This window comes from Streptomyces shenzhenensis (assembly GCF_003688995.1).
GTDB lineage: Bacteria > Actinomycetota > Actinomycetes > Streptomycetales > Streptomycetaceae > Streptomyces > Streptomyces shenzhenensis_A.
On record NZ_PENI01000028.1, the window covers coordinates 113,128 to 137,136 of the forward strand.

16 protein-coding genes and 1 pseudogene are annotated in these 24,009 nt (G+C 72.2%); 13 read left to right on the forward strand and 4 right to left on the reverse strand.

Features of this window, described 5'->3' with window-relative positions:
- Nucleotides 1-18: 18 nt before the first annotated feature.
- Genes CTZ28_RS33650 through CTZ28_RS33660 form a run of 3 tightly spaced genes read right to left on the reverse strand, consistent with a single transcriptional unit; the run spans nucleotide 19 to nucleotide 5,200 of the window.
- Nucleotides 19-3,069, reverse strand: a complete 3,051-nt coding sequence (locus CTZ28_RS33650; protein WP_121893517.1) for an alpha-mannosidase — start codon at nucleotides 3,067-3,069, stop codon at nucleotides 19-21.
- Nucleotides 3,070-3,101: 32 nt separating this feature from the next.
- Nucleotides 3,102-4,439, reverse strand: a complete 1,338-nt coding sequence (locus tag CTZ28_RS33655) for a 6-phospho-beta-glucosidase (protein WP_121893518.1) — start codon at nucleotides 4,437-4,439, stop codon at nucleotides 3,102-3,104.
- Entirely contained in the window at nucleotides 4,436-5,200 is a 765-nt protein-coding gene (locus CTZ28_RS33660) for a DeoR/GlpR family DNA-binding transcription regulator (protein WP_121893539.1), read from the reverse strand. The genes CTZ28_RS33655 and CTZ28_RS33660 overlap by 4 nt, the downstream gene beginning before the upstream one ends.
- A 128-nt stretch (nucleotides 5,201-5,328) precedes the next feature.
- Between CTZ28_RS33660 and CTZ28_RS33665 the strand changes: the two genes are divergently transcribed.
- The 8 genes from CTZ28_RS33665 to CTZ28_RS33700 all read left to right on the forward strand — a co-directional run bounded on the left by CTZ28_RS33665 (nucleotide 5,329) and on the right by CTZ28_RS33700 (nucleotide 16,712).
- Nucleotides 5,329-6,381, forward strand: a complete 1,053-nt coding sequence (locus CTZ28_RS33665) for a carbohydrate kinase family protein (RefSeq protein WP_121893519.1) — start codon at nucleotides 5,329-5,331, stop codon at nucleotides 6,379-6,381.
- 50 nt (nucleotides 6,382-6,431) lie between these two features.
- Nucleotides 6,432-7,718, forward strand: a complete 1,287-nt coding sequence (locus CTZ28_RS33670) for an ABC transporter substrate-binding protein (RefSeq protein ID WP_121893540.1) — start codon at nucleotides 6,432-6,434, stop codon at nucleotides 7,716-7,718.
- Nucleotides 7,718-8,671 carry a carbohydrate ABC transporter permease gene (locus tag CTZ28_RS33675; RefSeq protein ID WP_121893520.1) on the forward strand — a complete coding sequence of 318 codons (954 nt, stop codon included), beginning with the start codon at nucleotides 7,718-7,720 and terminating at the stop codon, nucleotides 8,669-8,671. Before CTZ28_RS33670 ends, CTZ28_RS33675 begins: the two co-directional genes overlap by 1 nt.
- Before the next feature lie 15 nt (nucleotides 8,672-8,686).
- Entirely contained in the window at nucleotides 8,687-9,523 is an 837-nt protein-coding gene (locus CTZ28_RS33680; RefSeq protein WP_121893521.1) for a carbohydrate ABC transporter permease, read from the forward strand.
- Nucleotides 9,523-12,441: a glycoside hydrolase family 2 TIM barrel-domain containing protein gene (locus CTZ28_RS33685; RefSeq protein ID WP_121893522.1), complete on the forward strand. Its 2,919-nt coding sequence runs from the start codon at nucleotides 9,523-9,525 to the stop codon at nucleotides 12,439-12,441. Before CTZ28_RS33680 ends, CTZ28_RS33685 begins: the two co-directional genes overlap by 1 nt.
- A 95-nt stretch (nucleotides 12,442-12,536) precedes the next feature.
- Nucleotides 12,537-14,216: a PHP domain-containing protein gene (locus tag CTZ28_RS33690; RefSeq protein WP_121893523.1), complete on the forward strand. Its 1,680-nt coding sequence runs from the start codon at nucleotides 12,537-12,539 to the stop codon at nucleotides 14,214-14,216.
- A gap of 159 nt (nucleotides 14,217-14,375) precedes the next feature.
- Complete coding sequence (locus tag CTZ28_RS33695; RefSeq protein ID WP_259471928.1) at nucleotides 14,376-15,167, forward strand: IclR family transcriptional regulator; 792 nt, start codon at nucleotides 14,376-14,378, stop codon at nucleotides 15,165-15,167.
- Between the two features lie 150 nt (nucleotides 15,168-15,317).
- Nucleotides 15,318-16,712 (forward strand): glycoside hydrolase family 16 protein, encoded by a 1,395-nt coding sequence (locus CTZ28_RS33700; protein WP_121893525.1) that lies wholly within the window; start codon nucleotides 15,318-15,320, stop codon nucleotides 16,710-16,712.
- A gap of 70 nt (nucleotides 16,713-16,782) precedes the next feature.
- On the opposite strand, the gene CTZ28_RS33705 is transcribed toward CTZ28_RS33700, so the two are convergent.
- On the reverse strand, nucleotides 16,783-17,688 hold the full coding sequence (locus tag CTZ28_RS33705; protein WP_121893526.1) for a helix-turn-helix domain-containing protein: 906 nt from the start codon (nucleotides 17,686-17,688) through the stop codon (nucleotides 16,783-16,785).
- Between the two features lie 143 nt (nucleotides 17,689-17,831).
- On the opposite strand from CTZ28_RS33705, the gene tkt reads away from it, so the two are divergent.
- The 5 genes and pseudogenes from tkt to CTZ28_RS33730 all read left to right on the forward strand — a co-directional run.
- Nucleotides 17,832-19,907: a transketolase gene (gene tkt, locus CTZ28_RS33710; protein WP_121893541.1), complete on the forward strand. Its 2,076-nt coding sequence runs from the start codon at nucleotides 17,832-17,834 to the stop codon at nucleotides 19,905-19,907.
- A gap of 19 nt (nucleotides 19,908-19,926) precedes the next feature.
- Entirely contained in the window at nucleotides 19,927-21,075 is a 1,149-nt protein-coding gene (gene tal / locus CTZ28_RS33715; protein WP_121893527.1) for a transaldolase, read from the forward strand.
- The gene (gene zwf / locus CTZ28_RS33720) at nucleotides 21,072-22,673 is read left to right on the forward strand and encodes a glucose-6-phosphate dehydrogenase (RefSeq protein ID WP_121893528.1); all 1,602 of its coding nucleotides are present in this window, start codon (nucleotides 21,072-21,074) and stop codon (nucleotides 22,671-22,673) included. Before tal ends, zwf begins: the two co-directional genes overlap by 4 nt.
- Nucleotides 22,670-23,596 (forward strand): glucose-6-phosphate dehydrogenase assembly protein OpcA, encoded by a 927-nt coding sequence (gene opcA / locus CTZ28_RS33725; protein WP_121893529.1) that lies wholly within the window; start codon nucleotides 22,670-22,672, stop codon nucleotides 23,594-23,596. Before zwf ends, opcA begins: the two co-directional genes overlap by 4 nt.
- A gap of 1 nt (nucleotide 23,597) precedes the next feature.
- A pseudogene (locus CTZ28_RS33730) lies at nucleotides 23,598-24,009 on the forward strand (glucose-6-phosphate isomerase); the annotation flags it as partial.

The window sequence follows — 24,009 nt, forward strand, 5'->3', positions numbered from 1 at the left end:
CCGTGGCACGACGGGCGGTCACGCCCCGCCGACGGCCAGGCGCAGCGTCTGCACCTCGAACGGCCGCAGGGTCACCGGCACGGCGTCCCCGTCCGTGTCCGCCGCCCCGAGCGGGCGCTCCAGCAGATCGGTCAGCTGGGCCCCGGCCAGCGGGAACCCGGTGCGCAGCAGGCCGCCGGCCCGGCCGCCGCGGGACTCGTAGATCCGCACGATCACATCGCCTGAGCCGTCGTCGGCGAGCTTCACCGCTTCCACGGTGACGCCCTCGCCCTCGGCGGAGACGACGGGGCGCGGGGCTCCCGCGGAGTCCGCCGACCGCAGCGGCAGGTTGAGGGCGTAGCCCTCGGCGACCGCGTCCTCGATGCTCGCGCCGGGGAGCAGGGAGTATGTGAAGCGGTGCCGGCCCTGGTCCGCCCCCGGGTCCGGGACCCGCGGGGCGCGCACCAGGCTGAGCCGGACCGTGGTGGTCGTGCCGCCGTCCTCGCGGACCGTACGGGTGACGTCGTGGCCGTAGGTCGAGTCGTTGATGACGGCGACGCCGTAGCCGGGCTCGGCGATGTGCACCCAGCGGTGGCCGGAGACCTCGAAGCGGGCCGCCTCCCAGCTGGTGTTGGTGTGGGTGGGCCGCTGGATGTGGCCGAACTGGATCTCGGCGGAGGAGTGCGGCGCCCGGATGTCGACCGGGAAGCCCGCCTTGAGGATCTTCTCCGCCTCGTGCCAGTCGATCACGGTCTCGAAGTCGATGCGCGGGCTGCCGGCCCGGACGGTGATGGTCTGGGTGATCCTGGAGCCCTTGCCGAAGGAGCGCTCGACCCGGACGGCCCCGATCAGCGGGTCCTGTTCGACGACCGTGACCGAGTCCGGCTCCAGCAGGTCGGTGTAGCGGTTGCGGTAGTGCTTGTCGATGTCCCAGGCGTCCCAGTAGTTGGGCAGGTCGGTGTGCAGGCGCAGCAGGTTGCCCCGGTCGGCGAGGACCTCGCGGTCCGCCCGCAGGTCACGCACGGAGGCCAGGGTGCCGTCCGCGGCGACCTCGACGCGGACCAGGCCGTTGTCGAGCACCCGCTGCGACACCTCGACCGGCTGCGGCGGCGTGGCGGTGCCGGTCAGCGGGGCGCTGCCGTTCGCGGGCACCTGTACGTACACCGGCGTGCCCGCGGCCGTGCGGACCACCTCGGCGCGGTCGAAGGGGCTCGTGTTGAACACCCGTGCCGTACCGCCGCCGAGCGCGGCCGTCGCCTCGGCCGTCAGCGCCTCCAGCTCCTGGGCGACGCGGGCGTACTCGGCCTCCGCCTCGCGGTGCACCCAGGCGATCGAGGAGCCCGGCAGGATGTCGTGGAACTGGTGCAGCAGGACCGTCTTCCACAGCCGGTCCAGCCTCTCGTACGGATACGCGTAGCCCGGCGCGTGCAGGGCGGCGGTCGTCGCCCACAACTCCGCCTCGCGCAGCAGGTGTTCGCTGCGCCGGTTGCCCTGTTTGGTGCGCGCCTGCGAGGTGTACGTCGCCCGGTGCAGCTCCAGATACAGCTCGCCGACCCAGACGGGGGCGTCCTCGTACTCGGCGCGGGCCTTGGCGAAGAACGCGTCCGGGTGCTCCACCTCGACCTTCGGGGAGCCCTCCAGGTCGCGCAGCCGGCGGGCCCGTTCCATGAGTTCGCGGGTGGGACCGCCGCCGCCGTCGCCCCAGCCGAAGGGCGCGAGCGAGCGCGTACCGCCGCCCTTCTCCCGGTAGTTGCGGGCGGCGCGGGCCATCTCCTCGCCGCTGAAGCAGGCGTTGTAGGTGTCGACCGGCGGGAAGTGCGTGAAGATGCGGGTGCCGTCGATGCCCTCCCACCAGAAGGTGTGGTGGGGGAAGGTGTTGGTCTGGTTCCAGGAGATCTTCTGGGTGAGGAACCACTCGTTGCCGGCGAGCTTGGCGAGCTGCGGGTAGGCCGCGGTGTAGCCGAAGGAGTCCGGCAGCCACACGCCCTTGGTCTCGATCCCGAACTGCTCCATGAAGAACCGCTTGCCGTGGATCAGCTGGCGGGCGAGGGCCTCGCCGCCGGGCAGGTTGCCGTCGGCCTCCACCCACATGCCGCCGACCGGCGCCCACTGGCCGCGCTTGACCGACTCCTGGATGCGGGCCCACACCTTCGGGTAGTGGTCGCGCACCCACTCGTACTGCTGGGCCTGTGAGCAGGCGAAGACGAACTCCTCGTACTCGTCGGCGAGCGCGGTCACATTGGAGAAGGTGCGGGACGTCTTGCGCTTGGTCTCGCGGATGGGCCACAGCCAGGCCGAGTCGATGTGGGCGTGCCCGACGCCGGAGACGACATGGGCGCTGGCGTGGGCGGGCCTGGCGAGCACGGGCGCGAGCGCGGCGCGCACCGCGGGCGCCGAGCCGGCGATGTCGTCGAGGTCGAGCAGGTCCATGGCGTGGTCCAGGGCGTGCATGATCTCGTGCCGGCGCGGTTCGTGCTCGCCCAGCTCCGCCATCAGCTCGCGCAGTACCTGGAGGTCCAGGTCGAGGTGGAAGACCTCCTCGTCGAGGACGGCGAGGTCGGCGCGGCGGAAGGTGTAGAGGGGCGCGTCCCCGGCGGTGAGCACGTCGCCGAGCAGGGTCGGTCCGGCGAAGTCGTTCGCCAGGATGTCCGGGTTGGAGGCCGCCTCGACCAGGTAGTCGATCCGCTCGCCGCCGGTCGCGGGGTTGGCGATCGGCACGTACTGGTTGAGCGGGTTGACCGCCTTCAGCGGGGTGCCGTCGGGCCGGTGCACCAGGGCCTCGGCCTGGTTGCCGGGCCAGTCGCCGACGAAGCCGAGGTCGATGACCGCCTCGACGCGCCGGCCCGCCCAGTCGTCGGGGACGCGGCCGTGCATCCGGAACCAGGTGGTGCCCCAGGGCGGCCCCCAGGGGGTGCCCGTCGCGAAGGGCTCGTAGGCGGCGGCAGCGGCCTCGGCGAACGGGACGGGCTCCCCCGGCGCCTGCCAGGCCGCGACCTCGAGGGGGACGGTGGCCGCATAGAGTGCGGGCTTGATGCGCTGGTTGTGGAGGCGCTCCACGCGCTCCTCGATCCGGCGGCGTTCGTCGTGCATGGAAGTCTCCTGAGAGCAGGGCCGGACGGCGCTTACTTGAGGTAGCCCAGGCCGGGGTGGACCTCGGTGTATCCCTCTACCAGCCTGCGGGCCACGTTGACCGAGTCGACCAGCGGATGCAGCGCGAAGGCCGTCACGGCCCTCGCCCGGGAGCCGGACTCGGCGGCGGACAGCACCTCGCGCTCGACCGCCTTGACCGCGCAGACCAGGCCGGTCGCGTGTGCGGGCAGCGGGTCGACGGCGACCGGGTGCGCACCGTTCGCGTCGACCAGGCAGGGCACCTCGATGACGGCCTCGGCGTCCAGCACGGACAGGGTGCTGCGGTTGCGCACGTTGAGGATCAGGGTGGTGCGCTCGTCGCGCGCGATGGCCCGCATCAGGGCGAGGGCCACCTTCTCGTACCCGCCGGAGAGGTCGTCGGCGTCGCGCTCGCCCGCGCCGGCGGTCTCCCGGTTCTCGGCCATGTACGTCGCCTCGCGCTCGGCGCGAGTGTGCTCCCAGGCCGCGAGGGCCGCGGCGCCCGGGTCCTTCAGCCGCGTGTAGAAGCGCGCCTGCTGGTCGCGGAGGAAGGCGCCACGGGTCTGCCGGGCCTCCTGGTAGGCGCGGACGGCCTCGCGGTTGAAGTAGTAGTAGTGCAGGTACTCGTTGGGGATCGCGCCGAGCGACCTGAGCCAGTCGGCGCCGAAGAGCTTGCCCTCCTCGAACGAGCCGAGCAGCTCCGGGTCGGCGAGCAGCCGCGGGAGCTCGTCGCGGCCGGCGACGCGCAGGCCGCGCACCCAGCCGAGGTGGTTGAGGCCGACGTAGTCGATCCATGCCTGCCCGGGGTCGGCGCCGAGCACACGGGCGATGCGCCGGCCGAGGCCGACCGGCGAGTCGCAGATGCCGATGACGCGGTCGCCGAGGTGGCGGGACATCGCCTCGGTGACCAGGCCGGCCGGGTTGGTGAAGTTGATGACCCAGGCGTCCGGCGCCAGCCGGGCCACGCGGCGCGCGATGTCCACGGCGACGGGGACGGTGCGCAGGCCGTAGGCGATGCCGCCCGCGCCGACCGTCTCCTGGCCGAGGACCCCCTCGGCGAGGGCCACCCGCTCGTCGTCGGCGCGGCCCGCGAGGCCGCCGACACGGATCGCGGAGAAGACGAAGTCGGCGCCGCGCAGCGCCTCGTCCAGGTCGGTGGTGGCGCTGACCTCGGGCGCGCCGGGCACCCCGGCGGCCTGTTCGGCGAGCACCCGGGTCACCGCGGACAGCCGCTCCGCGTCCAGGTCGTGCAGCACGACCCGGGTGACCCGGCCCTCGGCGCGGTCCGTCAGCAGCGCCCCGTACACGAGCGGCACCCGGAATCCGCCGCCGCCCAGAATCGTGAGTTTCACGCCGTCACCTCGTTCGCCACCAGCACCTCGACACCGGCCTCCTGCAGGGCGGACCGGGTCACCGCGTCCACCGGCGCGTCGGTGACCACCACGTCCAGGTCCTCGGGACCGCAGACCTTCGCCATCCCCGTACCGGGGAACTTCGCCGCGTCGGCGAGCAGTACGACCTTGCCACCGGCCTTGATCATGGCCCGCTTGACCGGCACCTCGACCACCGTCGTGTCCATCACCTGCCCGCCCGGCCGCACCCCGCTGGTGCCGAGGAAGAGCCAGTCGGCGTGCAGCTGGCGCAGGTTGTCCTCGGTGAGGAAGCCGACCAGGGAGCGGTACTCGCGGCGGAGCATGCCGCCGAGCAGCACCAGTTCGATGCCCTCGTCGTCGGCCAGCTCCTCGTAGACCACCAGGTTGCTGGTGATCACGGTGAGCCGGCGGCCGTGCAGCCGGCGGGCCAGCCGGTAGGCGGTGGTGCCGATGTCGAGCAGCACCGACTGGCCGTCCTGGACGAGCGCCGCGGCACGCTCCGCTATGGCGTCCTTGGCGGGCACGCGCACCTCGGCGACCTCGGCGAAGGGCTGGTCGCCCTCCTCGGCGACCGCGCCGCCGTGCACCCGGGTGAGCAGGCCGTCCTCCTCCAGTTTGACCAGGTCGCGCCGGATGGTGGCGGGGCTCACGCCCAGCTGCTCCGAGAGGGCGGTCACGGCCGCGGGGCCGCCGGAGCGCAGGGCCCGCAGGATGAGTTGATGTCGTCGTTCTGCCAGCACGACGCGCACACTACTCGTCATCTTCAATCATTTCCATGCTCGATTCTGCTCGGGTATTGACCAAACTCAAAGAGCAGCGCACGATTCCGTGCACCGAATTTGAACAGTTCTGACGAGAGGACGATCGCGTGGACGACGACCGGCCCGATGTGCTATTGACCGGGCTGCTCTTCTACGACCTCGTCCTCACGGGGCTGGGCGGCCCGCCCACGCCGGGCGAGGAGATCTGGACGTCCGGGATGGGCTGCGGCCCGGGCGGCATCGCCAATCTCGCCGTGGCCACCGCCCGGTTCGGGCTGCGCACCTCGCTCGCCACGGTCTTCGGCGACGACTTCTACGGCGCCCACTGCCGGGAGGTCCTGGCCGGTCAGGAGGGCGTGGACCTCGCGCTCTCCCGCACGGCGGACGGCTGGCCCACCCCGGTCACCGTCTCCCTCGCCCTGCCCCGCGGCCCCGGCCCGGCCGGCGCGGCCCCGGTGCACGACCGGGCCCTGGTCACCCACGGCCAGGAGCCGCCGTACTCGCAGGACGCGCTGATGGGCGACCCGCCCGCGGCGCGCACCGCCCTGGTCCATCTGGAGGCCGAACCGCGCGCCTGGCTCGCCAAGGCCGCCGCGAACGGCACCCGTGTCTTCGCCGACGTCGGCTGGGACCCCACCCGGCAGTGGTCCCGCGACCTGCTCGACCAGCTCGCCCTGTGCCACGCCTTCCTGCCAAACGAGGCCGAGGCGATGGCCTACACCCGCACCGACAGCGCGGTCGCCGCGCTCGGCGCGCTCGCCGACCTGGTGCCGGTGGCCGTTGTCACCCGCGGCGGCGACGGCGCGATCGCGGTCGACCAGACGACCGGCGAGTACGCGGACGTCCCGGCGCTCGCCACCGATGTCCTGGACGCCACCGGCGCCGGGGACGTCTTCGGCGCGAGCTTCGTCGCGGCCTCGCTCGGCGGCTGGCCGCTGGCGGAGCGGCTGCGGTTCGCCGTGCTGGCGGCCGGGCTCTCGGTGCGCCGGCACGGCGGCGCCCTGGCGGCCCCCGGCTGGTACGGCGTCGACCGCTGGTGGCGCTCGCTCACCGACCCCGAACTGGCCGCTGTGTACGGCTTCCTGGCGGACCGGCTGCCGGCCGACCCCGGCCCTGCGGTGCGCCACGCCCCCGTCACCCCGCCCGCACGGCCGTGCTGACCGACGTGCCCGTGCGAAGTCCCGAACAGATCCGAAAGGCGGTGGGAGCTGTGCGGCTCTCACGAAGAGGCCTGCTGCGCGCCGGGCTGGCCGGTACGGCCGCCACGGCGCTCGGCGGCCTGGCGTCCGGCTGTGCCGTTCCGACCGGCTCGACCGGGCGGAACATGGTCCTGTGGTACTGGGACGGCGGCCTCGGCGAGACGGTCGTCCGGCAGGCCAGGACCCGTTTCGACAACGCTGTCGACCTGCGGGCCGTCAAGATCGGCGGCTACTACCGCTCGAAGCTCATCACCACCCTGGCCGGCCGCGCCCACATCCCCGACATCGCGGGCCTCAAGGGCGAGGACATGGCCTCCTACCTGCCCGACGCCGACCAGTTCGTGGACCTGCGCACGCTGGGCGCGGACCGGCTGAAGAGCGGCTACCTGCCCTGGAAGTGGCAGGCGGGCATCGCCGAGGACGGCCGGATGGTCGGCTTCCCGATCGACTGCGGGCCGGTCGCGCACTACTACCAGTACGCGGTGTTCCGGAAGGCCGGGCTGCCCTACGAGCCCGCGGACGTCTCGGCCGAGCTGAACACTTGGGAGAAGTTCTTCACGGCGGGCGAGCAGCTCAAGAAGCGCCTCCCCGGCACCTACCTGCTCACCGACATCACCAGCGTCTTCGAGATGTCGGTCAACCAGGGCACCGAGCGGTTCGTCGACCGGGACCGGCACTTCATCGGCGACGGGGAGCATGTGCGCGCCGCCTGGGACCGGGCGGTGGAGGCCAAGCGGCGCCGGATCGTCTCCAACCTGGTCAGCGGCACCCCCGACCAGTGGTCGGCGGTCGAGGACGGCACGCTGCCGAGCCAGCTCAACGCCTCCTGGGCCACCAACGACATCAAGAACGGCGTGCCGAGGACCAAGGGCCGCTGGCGGGTGGCCGGGTGTCCCGGCGGGCCGTCCAACATCGGCGGATCGTTCCTGTCGATCACCAGGGCGTGCCGTGAGCCCGAGCGGGCCTTCGAGATCATCACCTGGGTGCTGGGCGCCGCCAACCAGGCACAGGGCTTCGTCGACGCGGGCCTGTTCCCGTCCACGCCCGCCTCGTACGGCATGCGGAAACTGCGCGAGCCCGACCCGTTCTTCGGCGGCCAGATCACGATGGACGTCTTCGGACCGGCCGCGCGGCGCATCCCGGTCGCCTACGCCAGCCCGTACGACATGGCCCTCGGGCAGCCCGTCAAGGACGAGATCAAGAGCGTCGGCGTCCTCGGCAAGAACCCCGGACAGGCCTGGAAGGACGCCATGAGCAAGTGCCGCCGCATCGCGCAGCACCTGGGGGTGAGCGTCTGATGGCCACCGCGCTGGAGAAGCCTCCCGCCACCGCGGAGCGGTCCGCCGCCGCCCGGCCGCGGACCGGCCTGCGCAGGCACTGGCACCTGTACGCCGCGATCTCCCCGTTCTATCTGCTGTTCCTGGCCTTCGGCCTGGTCCCCGTCGGCTTCTCGCTGTATCTGTCGCTGCACCGCTGGGACGGCCTCGGCCCGATGGAGTGGGCCGGCCTGACGCAGTATCGGTATCTGCTGACCGACATCGACTTCTGGAGCTCGATCGGGAACACGATCGTCATCTGGGCACTGGCCACCTTCCCCATGATCTTCCTGGCGATGGTCACGGCCGTGCTGCTCAACTCGGCGGTCCGCTTCAAGAACGTCTACCGTTTCGCCTACTTCCTGCCCAACGTCACCTCCGTCGTCGCCGTGGCGATCATCTTCGGATCGGTGTTCTCCACCAACTTCGGCCTGGTGAACGCCCTGTTGCAGGCGGTCGGCCTGGACCAGGTGGCGTGGCTCAACACACCGTGGGGCATCAAGGTCGCCATCGCCACCCTGATGACCTGGCAGTGGACCGGCTACAACGCGATCATCTTCCTGGCCGGTCTGCAGACCATCCCGGGCGAGCTGTACGAGGCGGCGCGGATCGACGGTGCGGGTCCGGTGCAGACCTTCTTCCGGATCACGCTCCCGCTGATGCGGCCGATGCTGCTGTTCGTACTGGTCGTGTCGACCGTGACCGGCCTGCAGAGCTTCTCCGAGCCGCAGGTGCTGCTGCAGAACACCGCCAACGAGTCGACGTACTCCGGCGGTCCGGGGCACGCGGGCCGCACCATGGTCCTCTACTTCTTCCAGCAGACCTTCGACAACAACGACTTCGGCTACGGCGCCGCCGTGGCCTGGGGCATCTTCCTCGTCGTCGTCATCTTCTCGATCATCAACTGGCGCCTGGTGCAGCGCCGGGGCGAATAGGGAGGCCGGTTCACCATGGCATCCGTCAAGGGCTCCCGGAGCCGGGGCATCGCGCTGCACGCCGTCCTCGTGGCCGGCCTGCTGCTGTCGGCCTTCCCGTTCTACTGGGCCGTCATCATGTCGACCCACACGTCCAGCGAGATCTTCTCCTACCCGCCGAAGCTGCTGCCCGGCGCGCACTTCCTGGAGAACGTCCGCAATCTGTTCGACAGCATCGACTTCTTCGGCTCGATGCTCAACTCGCTGCTGGTCGCGGGGTCGGTGACGGTCCTCGTCCTGTTCTTCGACTCGCTGGCGGCCTTCGTGTTCGCCAAGTTCGCGTTCCCCGGCAAGCGGGTGCTGTTCGCGCTGCTCATGCTGATCTTCATGGTGCCGGCGCAGCTCGCGGCCATCCCGCAGTTCGTGACCATGGCGAGGATCGGCTGGATCGGCTCCATGACGGCGCTGATCGTGCCGGCCGCGGCCAACGCGTTCGGCATCTTCTGGATGCGCCAGTACATGAAGGGCGCCATCCACGACGAACTCCTCGACGCCTCCCGCATCGACGGGGCGAACTTCCTGCGCCAGTACTGGCACGTCGCCCTGCCCGTGGTCCGGCCCGGCCTGGCCTTCCTCGGCATCTTCACGTTCATGGGCCAGTGGAACGACTACGCCTGGCCGCTGATCGCCCTGACCGACCCGGACAATGTGACGCTCCAGGTGGCGCTGTCCCAGCTCAACGGCACCCACGGCACGACCGACTACGGCATGGTGATGACCGGCGCCCTGCTCGCCCTCGTGCCGCTGCTGATCGTGTTCGCGATCGGCGCCCGGCAGATCATCGGCGACCTCGCGAAGGGGGCGATCCGCTGATGGACCCCCTGCTGGCGCTGCGCCCCTGGGAGGCACCCGAGGTGACCTCACGGGGGCGGCTGCCGATGCACGCGATCGACCGGCGCCCCGGCGCCGTCCGCCTCGACGGCGAGTGGCGCTTCCAGCTGCTGCCGGCGCCGGACGCGCCGCTGTCCGGGACCTGGTCCACGGTGCACGTCCCCGGCGCCTGGACCCTCCAGGACACCGGCGACCTGCCGCAGTACACCAACGTACGGATGCCGTTCCCGCAGTTCCCGCCGCAGGCGCCCGCCGCCGACCCGACGGGCGTCCACGAACGCGAGGTGGACATCCCCGCCGAGTGGGCCGGGCGGCGGATCGTGCTCCAGGTCGGGGCCGCGGAGAGCGTCCTGCTGGTGCATGTGGACGGGCGGCCCGTCGGTGCCTCCAAGGACTCCCATCTGGCCGCCGAGTTCGACCTGTCGGACCTCGTCCGGGCCGGGTCCCGCTCGCTTCTGCGGCTGACCGTGGTCAAGTGGTCGGACGCCTCGCACATCGAGGACCAGGACCACTGGTGGCACGGCGGCATCACGCGTTCGGTGCTGCTGTACGCGACGGACCCGCTGCACCTGGCCGACGTGACCGTGCGGGCCCGGCAGGACGGCGCGCTGCGGGTGGACTGCCGGGTGCGGCACGCGGGCGGCGCGCTGCCCGCCGGCTGGTACGTCAGCGGGGAGCTGGACGGCCTGCCGCTCGTCCAGGACACGGAGTTCGACCGGGCCAACGCCGCGGACGAACGGGTCTCCGACTTCCTCGGCGAGGCGCGGCTCACGGCCACCGTGCCCGAGGTGCGCACCTGGAACGCGGAGACGCCCGAGCTGTACGGCCTGACCGTCCGGCTGCACCGCGCCGACGGCACGGTCGCCGACACCTCGCGGCACCGCGTCGGCTTCCGCGACGTCACGATCGTGGGCCGGGACCTGCTGGTCAACGGCGAGCGGGTGTACATCAGGGGCATCAACCGGCACGACTTCCACCCGCTGACCGGCCGCACGGTCTCGGCCGAGGACATGCGCGCGGACCTGGTGCTGCTGAAGCGGTTCGGCTTCAACGCGATCCGCACCTCCCACTACCCGAACGACCCGGCGCTGTACGACCTCGCCGACGAACTCGGCTTCTACGTCGTCGACGAGGCGGACATCGAGTCCCACGACCACGCCCATGAGATCGCCGACGACCCCCGCTATCTGAACGCCTTCGTCGACCGGGTCTCGCGCATGGTGCTGCGGGACGTCAACCACCCCTCGGTGATCGTCTGGTCGCTGGGCAACGAGTCCGACTACGGCGCGAACCACGACGCGGCCGCGGGCTGGGTGCGCCGGTACGATCCGACCCGGCCGCTGCAGTACGAGGGCGCGGCGAAGACGGGGTGGGCGGATCCCTCGGTCGCCTCCGACATCGCCTGCCCGATGTACGCCCCGCTGGAGGACTGCGTGGCGCACGCGCTCTCCGGACAGCAGACGAAGCCGCTGATCCAGTGCGAGTACTCGCACGCCATGGGCAACAGCAACGGCACGCTCGCCGACCATTGGGCGGCCATCGAGTCCACGCCGGGCCTTCAGGGCGGGTTCATCTGGGAGTTCTGGGACCACGGCATTCTCCAGCGCGTGAGTGACGGAAGACCGGCCGGGCGCGCGGGCGCCGGGCGGTACGCGAACGGCGTCGCCGGGCCCGGCCACCGCTGGGCGTACGGCGGCGACTTCGGCGAGGCCGTGCACGACGGCGCGTTCGTCGCGGACGGACTCGTCTTCCCGGACCGCACGCCCAAGCCCGCGATGTACGAGCACCGGGAGCTGGCGGCTCCGGTCCGGATCGAGTGCTACCGGCACGAGGGCATCGTCCTCGGCAACCACCAGCACTTCCGCGGCCTGGACTGGCTGGCGGGCGAGTGGGAGCTGGCCCTCGCCGACGGCCGCACGCTGACCGCGCCGGCCGAGCTGCCGGACCTGCGGCCGGGCCAGACGGCGGCGGTGCCGCTGCCCTTCCGGCTGCCGCCGGACGGCGGCGAGGCCTGGCTGACGCTGCGGGTGCGGACGGCACGGGACGAGCCGTGGGCGCCGCGCGGCACCGAGCTGTGCGCCCCGCAGCTGCGGCTGCGGGCGCCGGTCACCACTGCGCCGGCGCCCGCGGCGGACCGGCCGGTCGACGTGGACGCCGAGGGACTGCTCGTGCATCCGCTGCTGACCGCCGCGCCCGTGCTGTCCCTGTGGCGGGCGCCCACCGACAACGACGAGATCGGCGGCATGGCGGTGCGCTGGCGGGCCTGGGGGCTCGACGCGCTGGTCCGCAAACTGGTCTCCGTGGACCGGGCCGAGGGCCGGGTGCGGGTGCTGGCCGAGTACGCGGGCACGGCCGGTGTCATCCGGCACCGGCAGGAGTTCAGCGCCGTCGAGGGCGGGCTGCGCATCGACGAACAGGCCGAGCTGCCCGCGGAGTTCGACGACGTGGCGCGGGTCGGCTCGGTGTTCGAGACGGTGCCGGGCCTCGATCTGCTGGAGTGGTTCGGACAGGGCCCCTGGGAGTCGTACCCGGACCGCAGCGCGGGCGCGCCGGTCGGCCATCACGTGCTGCCGGTGGACGAGCTGTTCACCCCGTATCTGCGTCCGCAGGAGAGCGGCGGCCGGCACGGCGTGCGCCGCTTCACGCTGTCGGCGCCGGACGCCACGGGGCTCGCGGTCGAGCTGGACGAGCCGCGCCAGGTGTCCGTCACCCGCTTCCGGGCCGCCGACCTGACCGCCGCCGCGCACCACGACGAACTGGTGCCGCGGCCCGGTTGCGTGGTGCATCTCGACGCGGCCCACCGCGGGCTGGGCACGGCGTCGTGCGGCCCGGACACCTCACCCGCCCACCGCATCGCACCGGGCGTGCATCGCTGGAGCTGGACCCTGCGCCTCCTGTGACCCGCCCCGGGCCTCCGCGAGGTCCGGGGGCCGCCGGACGGGCGCCGCCCGTCACGTCGTTCCCGAACCCCGACCCCGCGAGGATCACCACCACCATGACCGAGCAGCAACTGCCCGCCTGGGCCGACCCGTCCGTCTCCCCCGCCGGCCTCGACGCACAGGGCGTCTCCCGCCGCCGGCTGCTGCGCCGGGCGGGCCTGTTCGGCGCCGCCCTGGCCCTCGGTCCTGCGGCGGCGCCCGCCGTCGCCGGACCGCGGCAGCGGGGCCTCGGCGGCGAGGATCCCCGACTGGCCTATCTGGTCGGCGACCACCATGTGCACTCCGTCTACAGCCACGACGCCAAGTACACGTTCTCGCAGGTCGCCACCGCGGCCGCGGAGTACGGCGTCGACTGGCTGGTGTTCAACGAGCACGCCAACTTCGGGCACGCCCGGTACGGCGCGCGCCTGGAGCACGAGGAGATCCGCAGGGCCCGCGCCGCCCATCCCCGCCAGCTGATCTTCCAGGGCCTGGAGTGGTACATCCCGGCCGCCGAGCACTGCACGGTGTTCGCCGCGCCCGGCCCGCACGAGGTCGATCTGCTCACCCGGTTCGAACTGGCCTACGACGGCAAGCTGTTGAACTACACCGAGGGCGCTGCCGGGGCCGCCGACACCGCGCGCAACGAGGCCCACGCGGTCAAGGCGCTGCGCTGGCTGGCCGAGCAGCGCCGCCGCGGCTACGTCGACGACGTGCTCGTCCTCGCCAACCACCCGCTGCGGCTGGGCATCGACTCCCCGCACGAGATGCGCGCCTGGCGCGACGCCGCCCCCGACATCATGATCGGCATGGAGGGTGCGCCGGGCGCCCAGGGCGCGGCCGTCCCCGGCTGGCGTGACCCGGTGACCTCGATCCGCGGCGAGTACGAGAACCGGCCGTCGGCGCAGTCCTGGGCGGGCTACCCCGGGGACGCCTATGTGACGTACGGCGGCTTCGACTGGGCGACCGCGACCGTCGGCGGCCTGTGGGACTCGCTGCTCGCCGAGGGGAAGCTGTTCTCGATCACCTCCAACTCCGATGTGCACCGCGTGGTGTTCGACACCTGGCGGAACGGGGACTGGCCGGCCGGGCAGAACTTCGACAACACCGGCCGGCTGCCCGACCCGGTCAGGACCGACACCCCGCAGCCCGGCAGCGACTTCTGGCCCGGCCAGTTCAGCCGCACCCATGTCGGCGTCACCCGCTACGGCTACCACGCGGTGATGGCCGGCCTGCGCGCGGGCCGGATCTGGGTGGACCACGGTCATCTGCTCGACGGCCTCGACGTCCGTCTCAAGCGGGACGGCGACCACGGGCGGGGCGTCACGCTGGGCGGGCGGCTGCGGGTCCGCAAGGGTGAGCGGATGACGCTGTCCGTGACGGTGACCACCGCGTCCCGGGCCAACCCGCAGGGGATCCTGCCGCGGCCGGCGCACGTGGACGTGATCCGGGGCGCGGTGCGCGGCCCGGCCTCCGACCGCGACGCCTGGCGGGCGCCGGACACGAAGGTCGTCGAGAGCAGGGACGTCAGCGGTCGCACGGGCACGTACACCCTGCGCATTCCGCTGACGGCCGGCGACGAGTCCTGCTACGTGCGGCTGCGCGGCAGCGACGGCAACCGGCACGGGGCGGGTTACCTGGGCGCCTCGGTGGATCCCCACGGTCCCGTCCCGCACGTGCCAGGTGACGGCGACCCGTGGGCCGACACCTGGTTCTACACCAACCCGGTGTTCGTGGACGTGGTGGACGGCCGCTGAGGCACCGGATCCGTTGGACCGAGGGCTCCGGGGCGGCGGGGCTGGGGCGCCGTCGGGCATGGGGGCGGAGAGATGCGTCGGCGGTCCCGGCCGTTCCGCCGCCGCCCCCGCGGCCGTACGGTGGACGCGCAGGCCACCCGCCGCGCCCCGGGAGACCCCTTGGACACCGGCCCTCGGCACACCGCGCGGGACGCCCCCGCCCGTTCCGCGCCTGACCGGCTGCTGTCCGTGCTCGCCGCGTTCGACCACGGGCATCCGGCGCTGTGCCTGACGGACATCAGCCGCCGGGCCGGGCTGAGCCTGAGCACCGCGCACCGGCTCGTGGCGGCCCTCACCGCGTGGGGCGCGCTGGAGCGGGACGCGGCCGGCGTCTATCACGTGGGGCTGCGGCTCCTGGAGCTGGCCGCGCTCGCGCCGCGCGGCCTCGCACTGCGCCAGATCGCGCTGCCCCACCTGGAGGACCTGTACGAAGCGACGCACGAGAACGTGCAGTTGGCCGTGCGGGACGGCACGGAGGTGGTGTACACGGAGTGGCTCTCCGGGCGCTCGGCGGTCGGCGTGCACATCCGGGTCGGGGGGCGCTGGCCGCTGCACGCCACCGGGGTCGGGCTGGTGCTGCTGGCGCACAGCACACCCGAGTTCCAGGAGGAGTACTGCGCCGGGCCGCTCGCCGCGTTCACCCCGCACACCCTCACCGAACCGGCCAGGCTGCGCCGGGTGCTCGCCGACGTGCGGCGCACCGGTGCCGCGGTCAGCAGCCGGCAGGTCACCGACGACGCGCTGTCGGTGGCGGCCCCGGTGCACGGCCCGGACCGGGCGGTGGTCGCCGCGGTGTCCGTGGTCGTCCCGTACGCCGGCGCCCGGGCGGCGGTACTGATCCCGGCGGTGCGGCTGGCGGCCCGCGGCATCTCCCGCGCCCTCGGCTGGCACCCGGTCCACAAGGGTGTCTGACGCGCCGAACCCGTGAGGGCACGTCAGTTTCCCTGCCGGAGCCGGACTTTCTCGGCTTCGACTCTTGACGTGAGGAGGGGCCCAGAGCACATTGGCCGCACCTTGAGAGCGCTCTCAAGGATGTCCCCCTACGCACCCGAGAGGCCCCCCATGAGCGAACCCTCCGGAACACACAGACGCGGCCCGCTGCGCCGCGCGCTCGTCGCCGTGCTCGGCACCCTCGTCCTGACGGCCGCCGCCGCCACGGCCGCCACCCTGCCCGCCAACGCCTCGGCGCCCACACCCCCGTCGGGCTGGACGCAGGTCTTCCTCGACGACTTCAACGGCGCGGCAGGCTCCGGCGTCAACACCTCCGACTGGCAGTACGCGACCGGGACGTCGTACCCGGGCGGCGCCGCCAACTGGGGCACGGGCGAGATCGAGACGATGACGTCGAGCACCAACAACGTCGCGCTCGACGGCAACGGCAACCTGCTGATCACTCCGCGCCGCGACGCCGCGGGCAACTGGACCTCCGGCCGTATCGAGACCAACCGCACCGACTTCCAGCCCCCGGCCGGCGGCAAGCTGCGCGTCGAGTCCCGCATCCAGCTGCCGAACGTCACCGGCGACGCCGCCAAGGGCTACTGGCCGGCCTTCTGGATGCTCGGCGCGCCGTTCCGCGGCAACTACTGGAACTGGCCGAGCGTCGGCGAGCTGGACATCATGGAGAACGTCCAGGGCCTCAACACCACCTGGGCCACGATCCACTGCGGCACCAGCCCGGGCGGCCCCTGCAACGAGACGACCGGCATCGGCGGTTCGACCTCCTGCACCGGCACCACCTGCCAAGCGGGCTTCCACACGTACCGGATGGAGTGGGACCGCTCGACCAGTCCCGAGGAGATCCGCTACTACCTCGACGGTGTCAACTTCCACACCGTGCGGGCCAACCAGGTGGACGCGACGACCTGGTCGAACGCCACCGCCCACGGCTTCTTCATCATCCTCAACGTGGCGATGGGCGGCGGCTTCCCCGGCGCCTTCGGCGGCGGCCCGGACAGCGGCACCGACCCGAACCACCCGATGGTCGTGGACTATGTGCAGGTGCTGCAGTCCGGCGGGGGCGGCACCACTCCCCCGCCGACCGGCAACCGGGACGCCTACAGCGCCATCCAGGCCGAGTCGTACGACAGCCAGTCCGGCGTGAGCACCGAGGCGACGTCGGACACCGGCGGCGGGCAGAACATCGCCTCGATCGCGGGCGGCGACTGGGCCCAGTACAAGGGCGTCAACTTCGGCTCCACGGCGGCCACCCAGTTCTACGCACGGGTGGCGAGCGGCGCGGCGACCGGGGTGAGCGGTCTCGTGGAGGTACGCCTGGACAGCCGCTCCAACGCCCCCATCGGCAGCTTCGCGCTGGCCAACACGGGCGGCTGGCAGTCCTGGCGGACGGTCCCGGCCAACATCACGGCCGTGACCGGCACGCACGATGTGTATCTGACGTTCACCAGCGGCCAGCCGGCCGACTTCGTGAACGTGAACTGGTTCGACTTCGGCCACTGACCGGCGCCGGCCGGCCGCACCGAGGGGGCTCCGCGCACGCGGGGCCCCCTTCGCCGTGCGCGGCCCGGCGTCAGCCCAGCTCGGCGCGGAACGCCGCCGGGGTCCGGCCGGTGTGCAACTGGAAGAACTTGGAGAAGTTCGCGGCGTCGGGGAAGCCGACGGCCGCGCCGACCCGGCCGATGGGCAGGTCGGTGTGGGCGAGCAGGCGCTTGGCCTCCAGGACCACCCGCTTGTCGATGAAGCCCTTGGGGGTCTCACCGGTGGCGGCGCGGACCGCGCGGACGAGGGTGCGGCGGGAGTAGCCGAGGGCGTCGGCGTAGGCACTGACGCTGTGGTTGGTGGCGAAGCCCTGCTCGACCGCGTCACGGAAGAGTGTGAAGGTCGTGCCGGCCTGCTGCCGGGCCGCCTCCGCGGAGCTGGTCGCGAGATGGGCGAGGCGCAGCAGGAACGCCGTCAGGGAGTGCCGCAGCACCGCCGTGTGCAGGCTGAGCGGCAGGGTCGCCGTGTCCTCGTACTCGCGTCGCAGCTGGTCGAGCGCGGCGCGCAGGGCGCCAAGCCGGGCCGGGTCGGGGTGCAGCAGGGGCGGCAGGTCGTAGCGGTAGAGGCCGGTGGCCTCGACGGTGGCGCGGGGCAGGAAACCGGGCTGCATGGTGAGGACGGTGCCGCGGTACTCGCTCGTCCGGGAGAAGCGGTGGACCTGTCCGGGGCGTACCCACAGCACATCGCCCGCCGTCGCCTCGTACTCGGCGAAGTCGATCATGTGCTGGACGGGGCCGTCGCTGAAGAACATCACCACATGGAAGTCGATGCGGTGGACGCGGTGCAGCGGGGCGTCCGCGTGCCAGGTGCGGCCGGTGCCCATCGGGCCGACCTGGATGCCGACGCCGCCGACGCTCAGGCCGACCGGGAAGGGAAACGTCCTGATCCCGTCGTCGCCATCGCCGGCACCCTCACCTTGCGCTGTTCTGCCTGCCATGTCCCTCTTGTGCCCTCTGCGATGCCGCCGGTGTCCCACTTTCACCACAGGCTGACACACGTCGACCTTCCCCCTTAAAAGTCTGACTTTTACTTTTGAACGCGTCCAGCCAGAACCGCGCCGAGATCGAGGACTTCTTGAAGATGAGCACGCAGACAACCGACGGCTTCGAGTGGACCGACCTCGACCGGCGTGCCGTGGACACCGCCCGCCTGCTGGCGGCCGATGCCGTGCAGCACGTGGGGAACGGGCACCCGGGCACGGCGATGAGCCTGGCCCCCGCCGCCTACACGATCTTTCAGAAGCTGATGCGTCATGACCCGGCCGATCCCGAGTGGACCGGCCGCGACCGCTTCGTCCTGTCCCCCGGCCACACCTCGCTCACCCTCTACACCCAGCTCTTCCTCGCCGGATACGAGCTGGAGCTGGACGATCTGAAGGCGTTCCGCACCCATGGCTCGAAGACGCCCGGCCACCCCGAGTACGGGCACACCGCGGGCGTCGAGACCACCACCGGCCCGCTCGGCCAGGGCGTCGCGAACGCCGTCGGCATGGCGATGGCCGCCCGCTACGAGCGCGGTCTGTTCGACCCCGACGCCCCCGAGGGCGCCTCCCCCTTCGACCACACCGTCTGGGCGATCGTCTCGGACGGCGACCTGGAGGAGGGCGTCTCCGCCGAGGCCTCCTCGCTCGCCGGCCACCAGCGGCTCGGCAACCTGGTCTTCCTGTGGGACGACAACCACATCTCCATCGAGGGCGACACCGCCACGGCCTTCTCCGAGGACGTGCTCGGGCGCTACGAGGCGTACGGCTGGCATGTACAGCGCGTCGAGGCCGCGGAGAACGGCGACGTCGACGTGCCCGCCCTGTACGCGGCGCTGGACGCGGCCCGGGCCGAGACCGGGCGCCCCTCGATCGTCGCGCTGCGCACGATCATCGCCTGGCCCGCCCCGCACGCCCAGAACACCGAGGCCGCCCACGGCTCCGCCCTCGGCGCCGAGGAGGTCGCCGCCACCAAGCGGGTCCTCGGCTTCGACCCCGAGCAGCACTTCGCCGTCGCCGACGACGTCCTCGCCCACACCCGCCAGGCCCTGGACCGGGGCGCCGAGGCCCATGCCGGCTGGGACAAGCGGATCGCCCGGTGGCGCACCGCCTCCCCCGAGCGCGCCCGTCTCTTCGACCGCGTCGTCGCCGGTCAGCTCCCCGACGGCTGGCAGGACGCCCTGCCCGTCTTCGAGCCCGGCAAGGCCGTCGCCACCCGCGCCGCCTCCGGCAAGGTCCTCCAGGCCCTCGGCCCGGTCGTCCCCGAACTGTGGGGCGGCTCCGCCGACCTGGCCGGCTCCAACAACACCACCATCGACGCCGCCTCCTCCTTCCTGCCCAAGGGCAATCCGCTGCCCAGCGCCGATCCCTACGGCCGCACCGTCCACTTCGGCATCCGCGAGTTCTCCATGGCCGCGGAGATGAACGGCATCGCCCTGCACGGCAACACACGTATCTACGGCGGCACCTTCCTGGTGTTCTCCGACTACATGCGCAACGCCGTCCGCATGTCCGCCCTCATGCAGCTGCCCGTCACCTATGTGTGGACCCACGACTCGATCGGCCTGGGCGAGGACGGCCCCACCCACCAGCCCGTCGAACACCTCGCCTCGCTCCGTGCCATCCCCGGCCTCAACGTCGTCCGCCCGGCGGACGCCAACGAGACCGTGACCGCCTGGGCCGAGATCCTGAAGAGGCACGCCACCAAGCCCGCCCCGCACGGACTCGCGCTGACCCGCCAGGGCGTGCCCACGTACGCGCCGAATCCGGACGCGGCCAAGGGCGGCTACGTCCTGCACGACTCGTCCGCCCCGACCCCGGAGGTGATCCTCATCGCCACCGGTTCCGAGGTGCAGCTCGCGGTCGCCGCCCGGGACCTGCTGGAGGCCGAGGGCATCGGCACCCGCGTGGTGTCCATGCCGTCCGTGGAGTGGTTCGAGGAGCAGGACCAGGCCTACCGGGACAGCGTCCTGCCGCCGGCCGTCAGGGCCCGGGTCGCCGTCGAGGCCGGCATCGGCCTGACCTGGTACCGCTACACCGGCGACGCCGGGCGCATCGTCTCGCTGGAGCACTTCGGCGCCTCCGCCGCCGCGCAGACCCTGTTCGCCGAGTTCGGTTTCACCCCCGAGAACGTCGCCGCCCAGGCCCGGGAATCCCTGGCCGCCGCCCGCGGTTGATCCGATCGCCCGAAAGAAGATGATCACTGTGACCGAAGCAACCGCGACCGCGGGAGCCCTCAGGCGTCTCTCCGCCGGGGGTGTGTCCATCTGGCTCGACGATCTGTCGCGTCGCCGGATCAGCAGCGGCAACCTGGCCGAACTCGTCGCCCGCAGGCACGTCGTGGGCGTCACCACCAACCCGTCCATCTTCCAGGCCGCCATCGGCTCCGGGGAGGGGTACGAGGAGCAGCTCGCGGACCTCGCCGTGCGCGGCGTCACGGTCGACGAGGCCGTACGGATGATGACCACCGCCGACGTCCGCGCCGCCGCCGATGTGCTGCGGCCGGTGTACGACGCCACCGGCGGCCGGGACGGCCGGGTCTCCATCGAGGTCGACCCGCGGCTGGCGCACGACACCGCGGCGACGGTCGCCGAGGCCAAGCAGCTCGCCTGGCTCGTCGACCGCCCCAATGTGATGATCAAGATTCCGGCTACCGAGGCGGGCCTGCCGGCGATCACCGAGGTGATCGGCCTCGGCATCAGCGTCAACGTCACGCTGATCTTCTCGCTGGAGCGCTACCGGCAGGTCATGGACGCCTATCTGGCCGGCCTGGAGAAGGCCCGCGCGGCGGGCCTGGACCTGTCCACCGTGCACTCCGTGGCCTCCTTCTTCGTCTCCCGGGTCGACAGCGAGATCGACAAGCGCCTGACGCTCCTCGGCACCGACCAGGCCCGCGCCCTCAAGGGCAGGGCGGCGCTGGCGAACGCGCGGCTGGCCTACGAGGCCTACGAGGACGTGTTCGGCGGCGGCGCGCGCTGGACCGCCCTCGCCGGGGCCCGGGCCAACAAGCAGCGCCCGCTGTGGGCCTCCACCGGCGTGAAGGACCCGGCGTACAAGGACACCCTGTACGTGGCCGAGCTGGTCGCGCCCGGCACCGTCAACACCATGCCGGAGGCGACGCTCGACGCCACCGCCGACCACGGCGACATCACCGGCGACACGGTGACCGGCGGCTATGCGCAGGCCCGGGCCGACCTCGCGGCCGTGGAGCGGCTCGGCATCTCCTACGACGAGGTCGTCCGCAAGCTGGAGAGCGAGGGCGTCGCCAAGTTCGAGGCGGCCTGGCAGGAGTTGCTGACCGCCGTCGGAAAGTCCCTGGACAGCAAGGGAGTTGACGCTCGATGAGCACCCCCGAGCAGGAGCCGGCGCCGGCCGCGGCGCGCGTTCCGGCCGCACGGGCTGCCGCTGCCGTACCCGCCGCCGACTGGGTGAACCCGCTGCGCGATCTCCGCGACCGCCGGCTCCCCCGGATCGCCGGCCCCTCCGGTCTGGTGATCTTCGGTGTGACCGGTGACCTGTCCCGCAAGAAGCTGATGCCGGCCGTCTACGACCTGGCCAACCGGGGTCTGCTGCCGCCGGGCTTCTCGCTGGTGGGCTTCGCCCGCCGGGACTGGGCGGACCAGGACTTCGCGCAGGTGGTGCATGACGCGGTCCGCGAGCACGCCCGCACCCCGTTCCGCGAGGAGGTGTGGCAGCAGCTCGCCGAGGGCATGCGGTTCGTGCCCGGTGACTTCGACGACGACACGGCGTTCAAGCAGCTGCGCGAGGCCGTCGAGGAGCTGAACGCCTCCCGCGGCACCGGCGGCAACTTCGCCTTCTATCTGTCCGTACCGCCCCGGTTCTTCCCGAAGGTGGTGCGGCAGCTGAAGAAGCACGGCCTGGCCGACCCTCCGGAGGGCTCCTGGCGGCGCGCGGTCATCGAGAAGCCGTTCGGCCACGACCTGAAGTCGGCCGAGGAGCTGAACAAGGTCGTGCACGAGGTGTTCGAGCCGGACCAGGTGTTCCGGATCGACCACTACCTGGGCAAGGAGACCGTCCAGAACATCCTGGCGCTGCGCTTCGCCAACCAGATGTACGAACCGGTCTGGAACCGCTCGTACGTCGACCATGTGCAGATCACCATGGCCGAGGACATCGGCATCGGCGGCCGGGCGGGCTACTACGACGGGATCGGCGCCGCCCGCGACGTCATCCAGAACCACCTGCTCCAGCTGATGGCGCTCACCACGATGGAGGAGCCCATCGCCTTCGACGCGGAGTCGCTGCTCACCGAGAAGCTGAAGGTGCTCAGGTCGGTGCGGGTGCCCGACGACCTCGGCGCGCACACCGTCCGCGGGCAGTACGCGGCGGGCTGGCAGGGCGGCGAGGAGGTCGTCGGCTACCTCCAGGAGGACGGCATCGACCCGAAGTCGAAGACCGACACCTACGCCGCGATCAAGCTGGAGATCGACAACCGCCGCTGGGCGGGCGTCCCCTTCTATCTGCGCACCGGCAAGCGGCTCGGCCGCCGGGTCACCGAGATCGCGGTGGTCTTCCAGCGGGCCCCGCACTCCCCCTTCGACCACACCGCGACCGAGGAACTGGGCCAGAACGCGGTCGTCATCCGCGTCCAGCCCGACGAGGGCATGACCGTCCGGTTCGGCTCCAAGGTGCCGGGCACCTCGATGGAGATCCGGGACGTCTCCATGGACTTCGCCTACGGCGAGTCGTTCACGGAGTCCAGCCCTGAGGCGTACGAGCGGCTCATCCTGGACGTGCTGCTCGGCGACGCCAACCTCTTCCCCCGGACCGAGGAAGTGGAAGAGTCCTGGAAGATCCTCGACCCGATCGAGGAGTACTGGGCGGCGCACGGCAGGCCGGCGCAGTACGCGTCGGGCGGCTGGGGACCCGAGGCAGCCGACGAGATGCTCGCACGAGACGGACGGAGCTGGCGCAGGCCATGAAGATCGACCTGACCGACACCACGGCAAGCAAGATCAACAAGGCCCTTGTGCGCGGGCGCCGTGCCATCGGCACCCCGGCGGTGGGCATGGTCCTGACGATGGTGATCGTCACGGACGAGGAGAACGCCTACGACTCCGTCAAGGCGGCCGAGGACGCCTCGCGCGAGCACCCCTCGCGCACCCTGGTCGTCATCAAGCGGCACGCCCGCACCCCCCGCGAGCGCACCAGTTCCCGGCTGGACGCGGAGATCCGGGTCGGTTCCGAGGCGGGCACCGGCGAGACGGTGGTGCTGCGCACGTTCGGCGAGGTCTCCGACCACGCCGACTCCGTGGTGCTGCCGCTGCTGCTGCCGGACGCCCCGGTCGTCGTGTGGTGGCCGGTGGACGCGCCCGACAACCCGGCGAAGGACCCGCTGGGCATGCTCGCCCAGCGCCGGATCACCGACATGTACGCCGTGGAGCACCCGCTGGACGCGCTGGAGGCCCGGGTCCGCTCGTACGCGCCCGGCGACACCGACCTGGCCTGGACCCGGCTCACCCCATGGCGCTCGATGCTGGCCGCGGCCCTGGACCAGGCCCGGGTGAGGATCACCTCGGCCACCGTGGAGAGCGAGGCCGAGAACCCCAGCGCCGAGCTGCTCGCCCGCTGGCTGGAAGCGCGCCTGGGGGTCCCGGCGGACCGGGTCGTCACGGCCGGACCGGTCGTCACGGCGGTCCGCCTGGGCACCGCGGACGGCGAGATCGTCATCGACCGGCCGGAGGGCCCGCTCGCCACGCTGACCCTGCCGGGGCAGCCGCCGCGCACCCTCGCCCTGAAGGTCCGGCCCACCTCCGAACTCATCGCCGAGGAGCTGCGCCGCCTCGACGCCGACGAGATGTACGCCATCGCCCTGCGCGGCGAGGGCACCAAGGAGAACGTCTGACATGGCCGAGTCCCCGCACCCCGTGCTCACCCGGCGGCCCGAGTGGGTCGCGCTCGCCGACCACCGCGCCGCGTCGCAGCCGCGGCTGCGCGAGCTGTTCGCGGCCGACCCCGGGCGGGCCGAGCGCTACACCGTACGCGTCGGCGACCTGCTGATCGACTACAGCAAACACCTCATCACCGACGAGACACTCGCGCTGCTCCAGGAGCTGGCGACCGCGACCGACGTGTTCGGGTTGCGGGATGCGATGTTCCGTGGGGAGAAGATCAATGTCACTGAGGGGCGAGCGGTGCTGCATTCGGCGTTGCGTGCGCCGCGTGACGCGGTGGTCGAGGTGGACGGGGAGAATGTGGTCCCCGCTGTGCACGCGGTGCTCGACAGGATGGCGGGTTTCGCCGAGGGGGTGCGTTCCG

What these genes read in the sequence shown, in the direction of transcription:
- tal (WP_121893527.1), top strand. Translation starts at nt 19,927, where the DNA reads ATGATCACTGTGACCGAAGCAACCGCGACCGCGGGAGCCCTCAGGCGT.
- opcA (WP_121893529.1), top strand. Translation starts at nt 22,670, where the DNA reads ATGAAGATCGACCTGACCGACACCACGGCAAGCAAGATCAACAAGGCC.
- CTZ28_RS33675 (WP_121893520.1), top strand. Translation starts at nt 7,718, where the DNA reads ATGGCCACCGCGCTGGAGAAGCCTCCCGCCACCGCGGAGCGGTCCGCC.
- CTZ28_RS33705 (WP_121893526.1), bottom strand. Translation starts at nt 17,688, where the DNA reads ATGGCAGGCAGAACAGCGCAAGGTGAGGGTGCCGGCGATGGCGACGAC.
- CTZ28_RS33685 (WP_121893522.1), top strand. Translation starts at nt 9,523, where the DNA reads ATGGACCCCCTGCTGGCGCTGCGCCCCTGGGAGGCACCCGAGGTGACC.
- CTZ28_RS33680 (WP_121893521.1), top strand. Translation starts at nt 8,687, where the DNA reads ATGGCATCCGTCAAGGGCTCCCGGAGCCGGGGCATCGCGCTGCACGCC.
- CTZ28_RS33690 (WP_121893523.1), top strand. Translation starts at nt 12,537, where the DNA reads ATGACCGAGCAGCAACTGCCCGCCTGGGCCGACCCGTCCGTCTCCCCC.
- CTZ28_RS33650 (WP_121893517.1), bottom strand. Translation starts at nt 3,069, where the DNA reads ATGCACGACGAACGCCGCCGGATCGAGGAGCGCGTGGAGCGCCTCCAC.
- CTZ28_RS33700 (WP_121893525.1), top strand. Translation starts at nt 15,318, where the DNA reads ATGAGCGAACCCTCCGGAACACACAGACGCGGCCCGCTGCGCCGCGCG.
- tkt (WP_121893541.1), top strand. Translation starts at nt 17,832, where the DNA reads ATGAGCACGCAGACAACCGACGGCTTCGAGTGGACCGACCTCGACCGG.
- zwf (WP_121893528.1), top strand. Translation starts at nt 21,072, where the DNA reads ATGAGCACCCCCGAGCAGGAGCCGGCGCCGGCCGCGGCGCGCGTTCCG.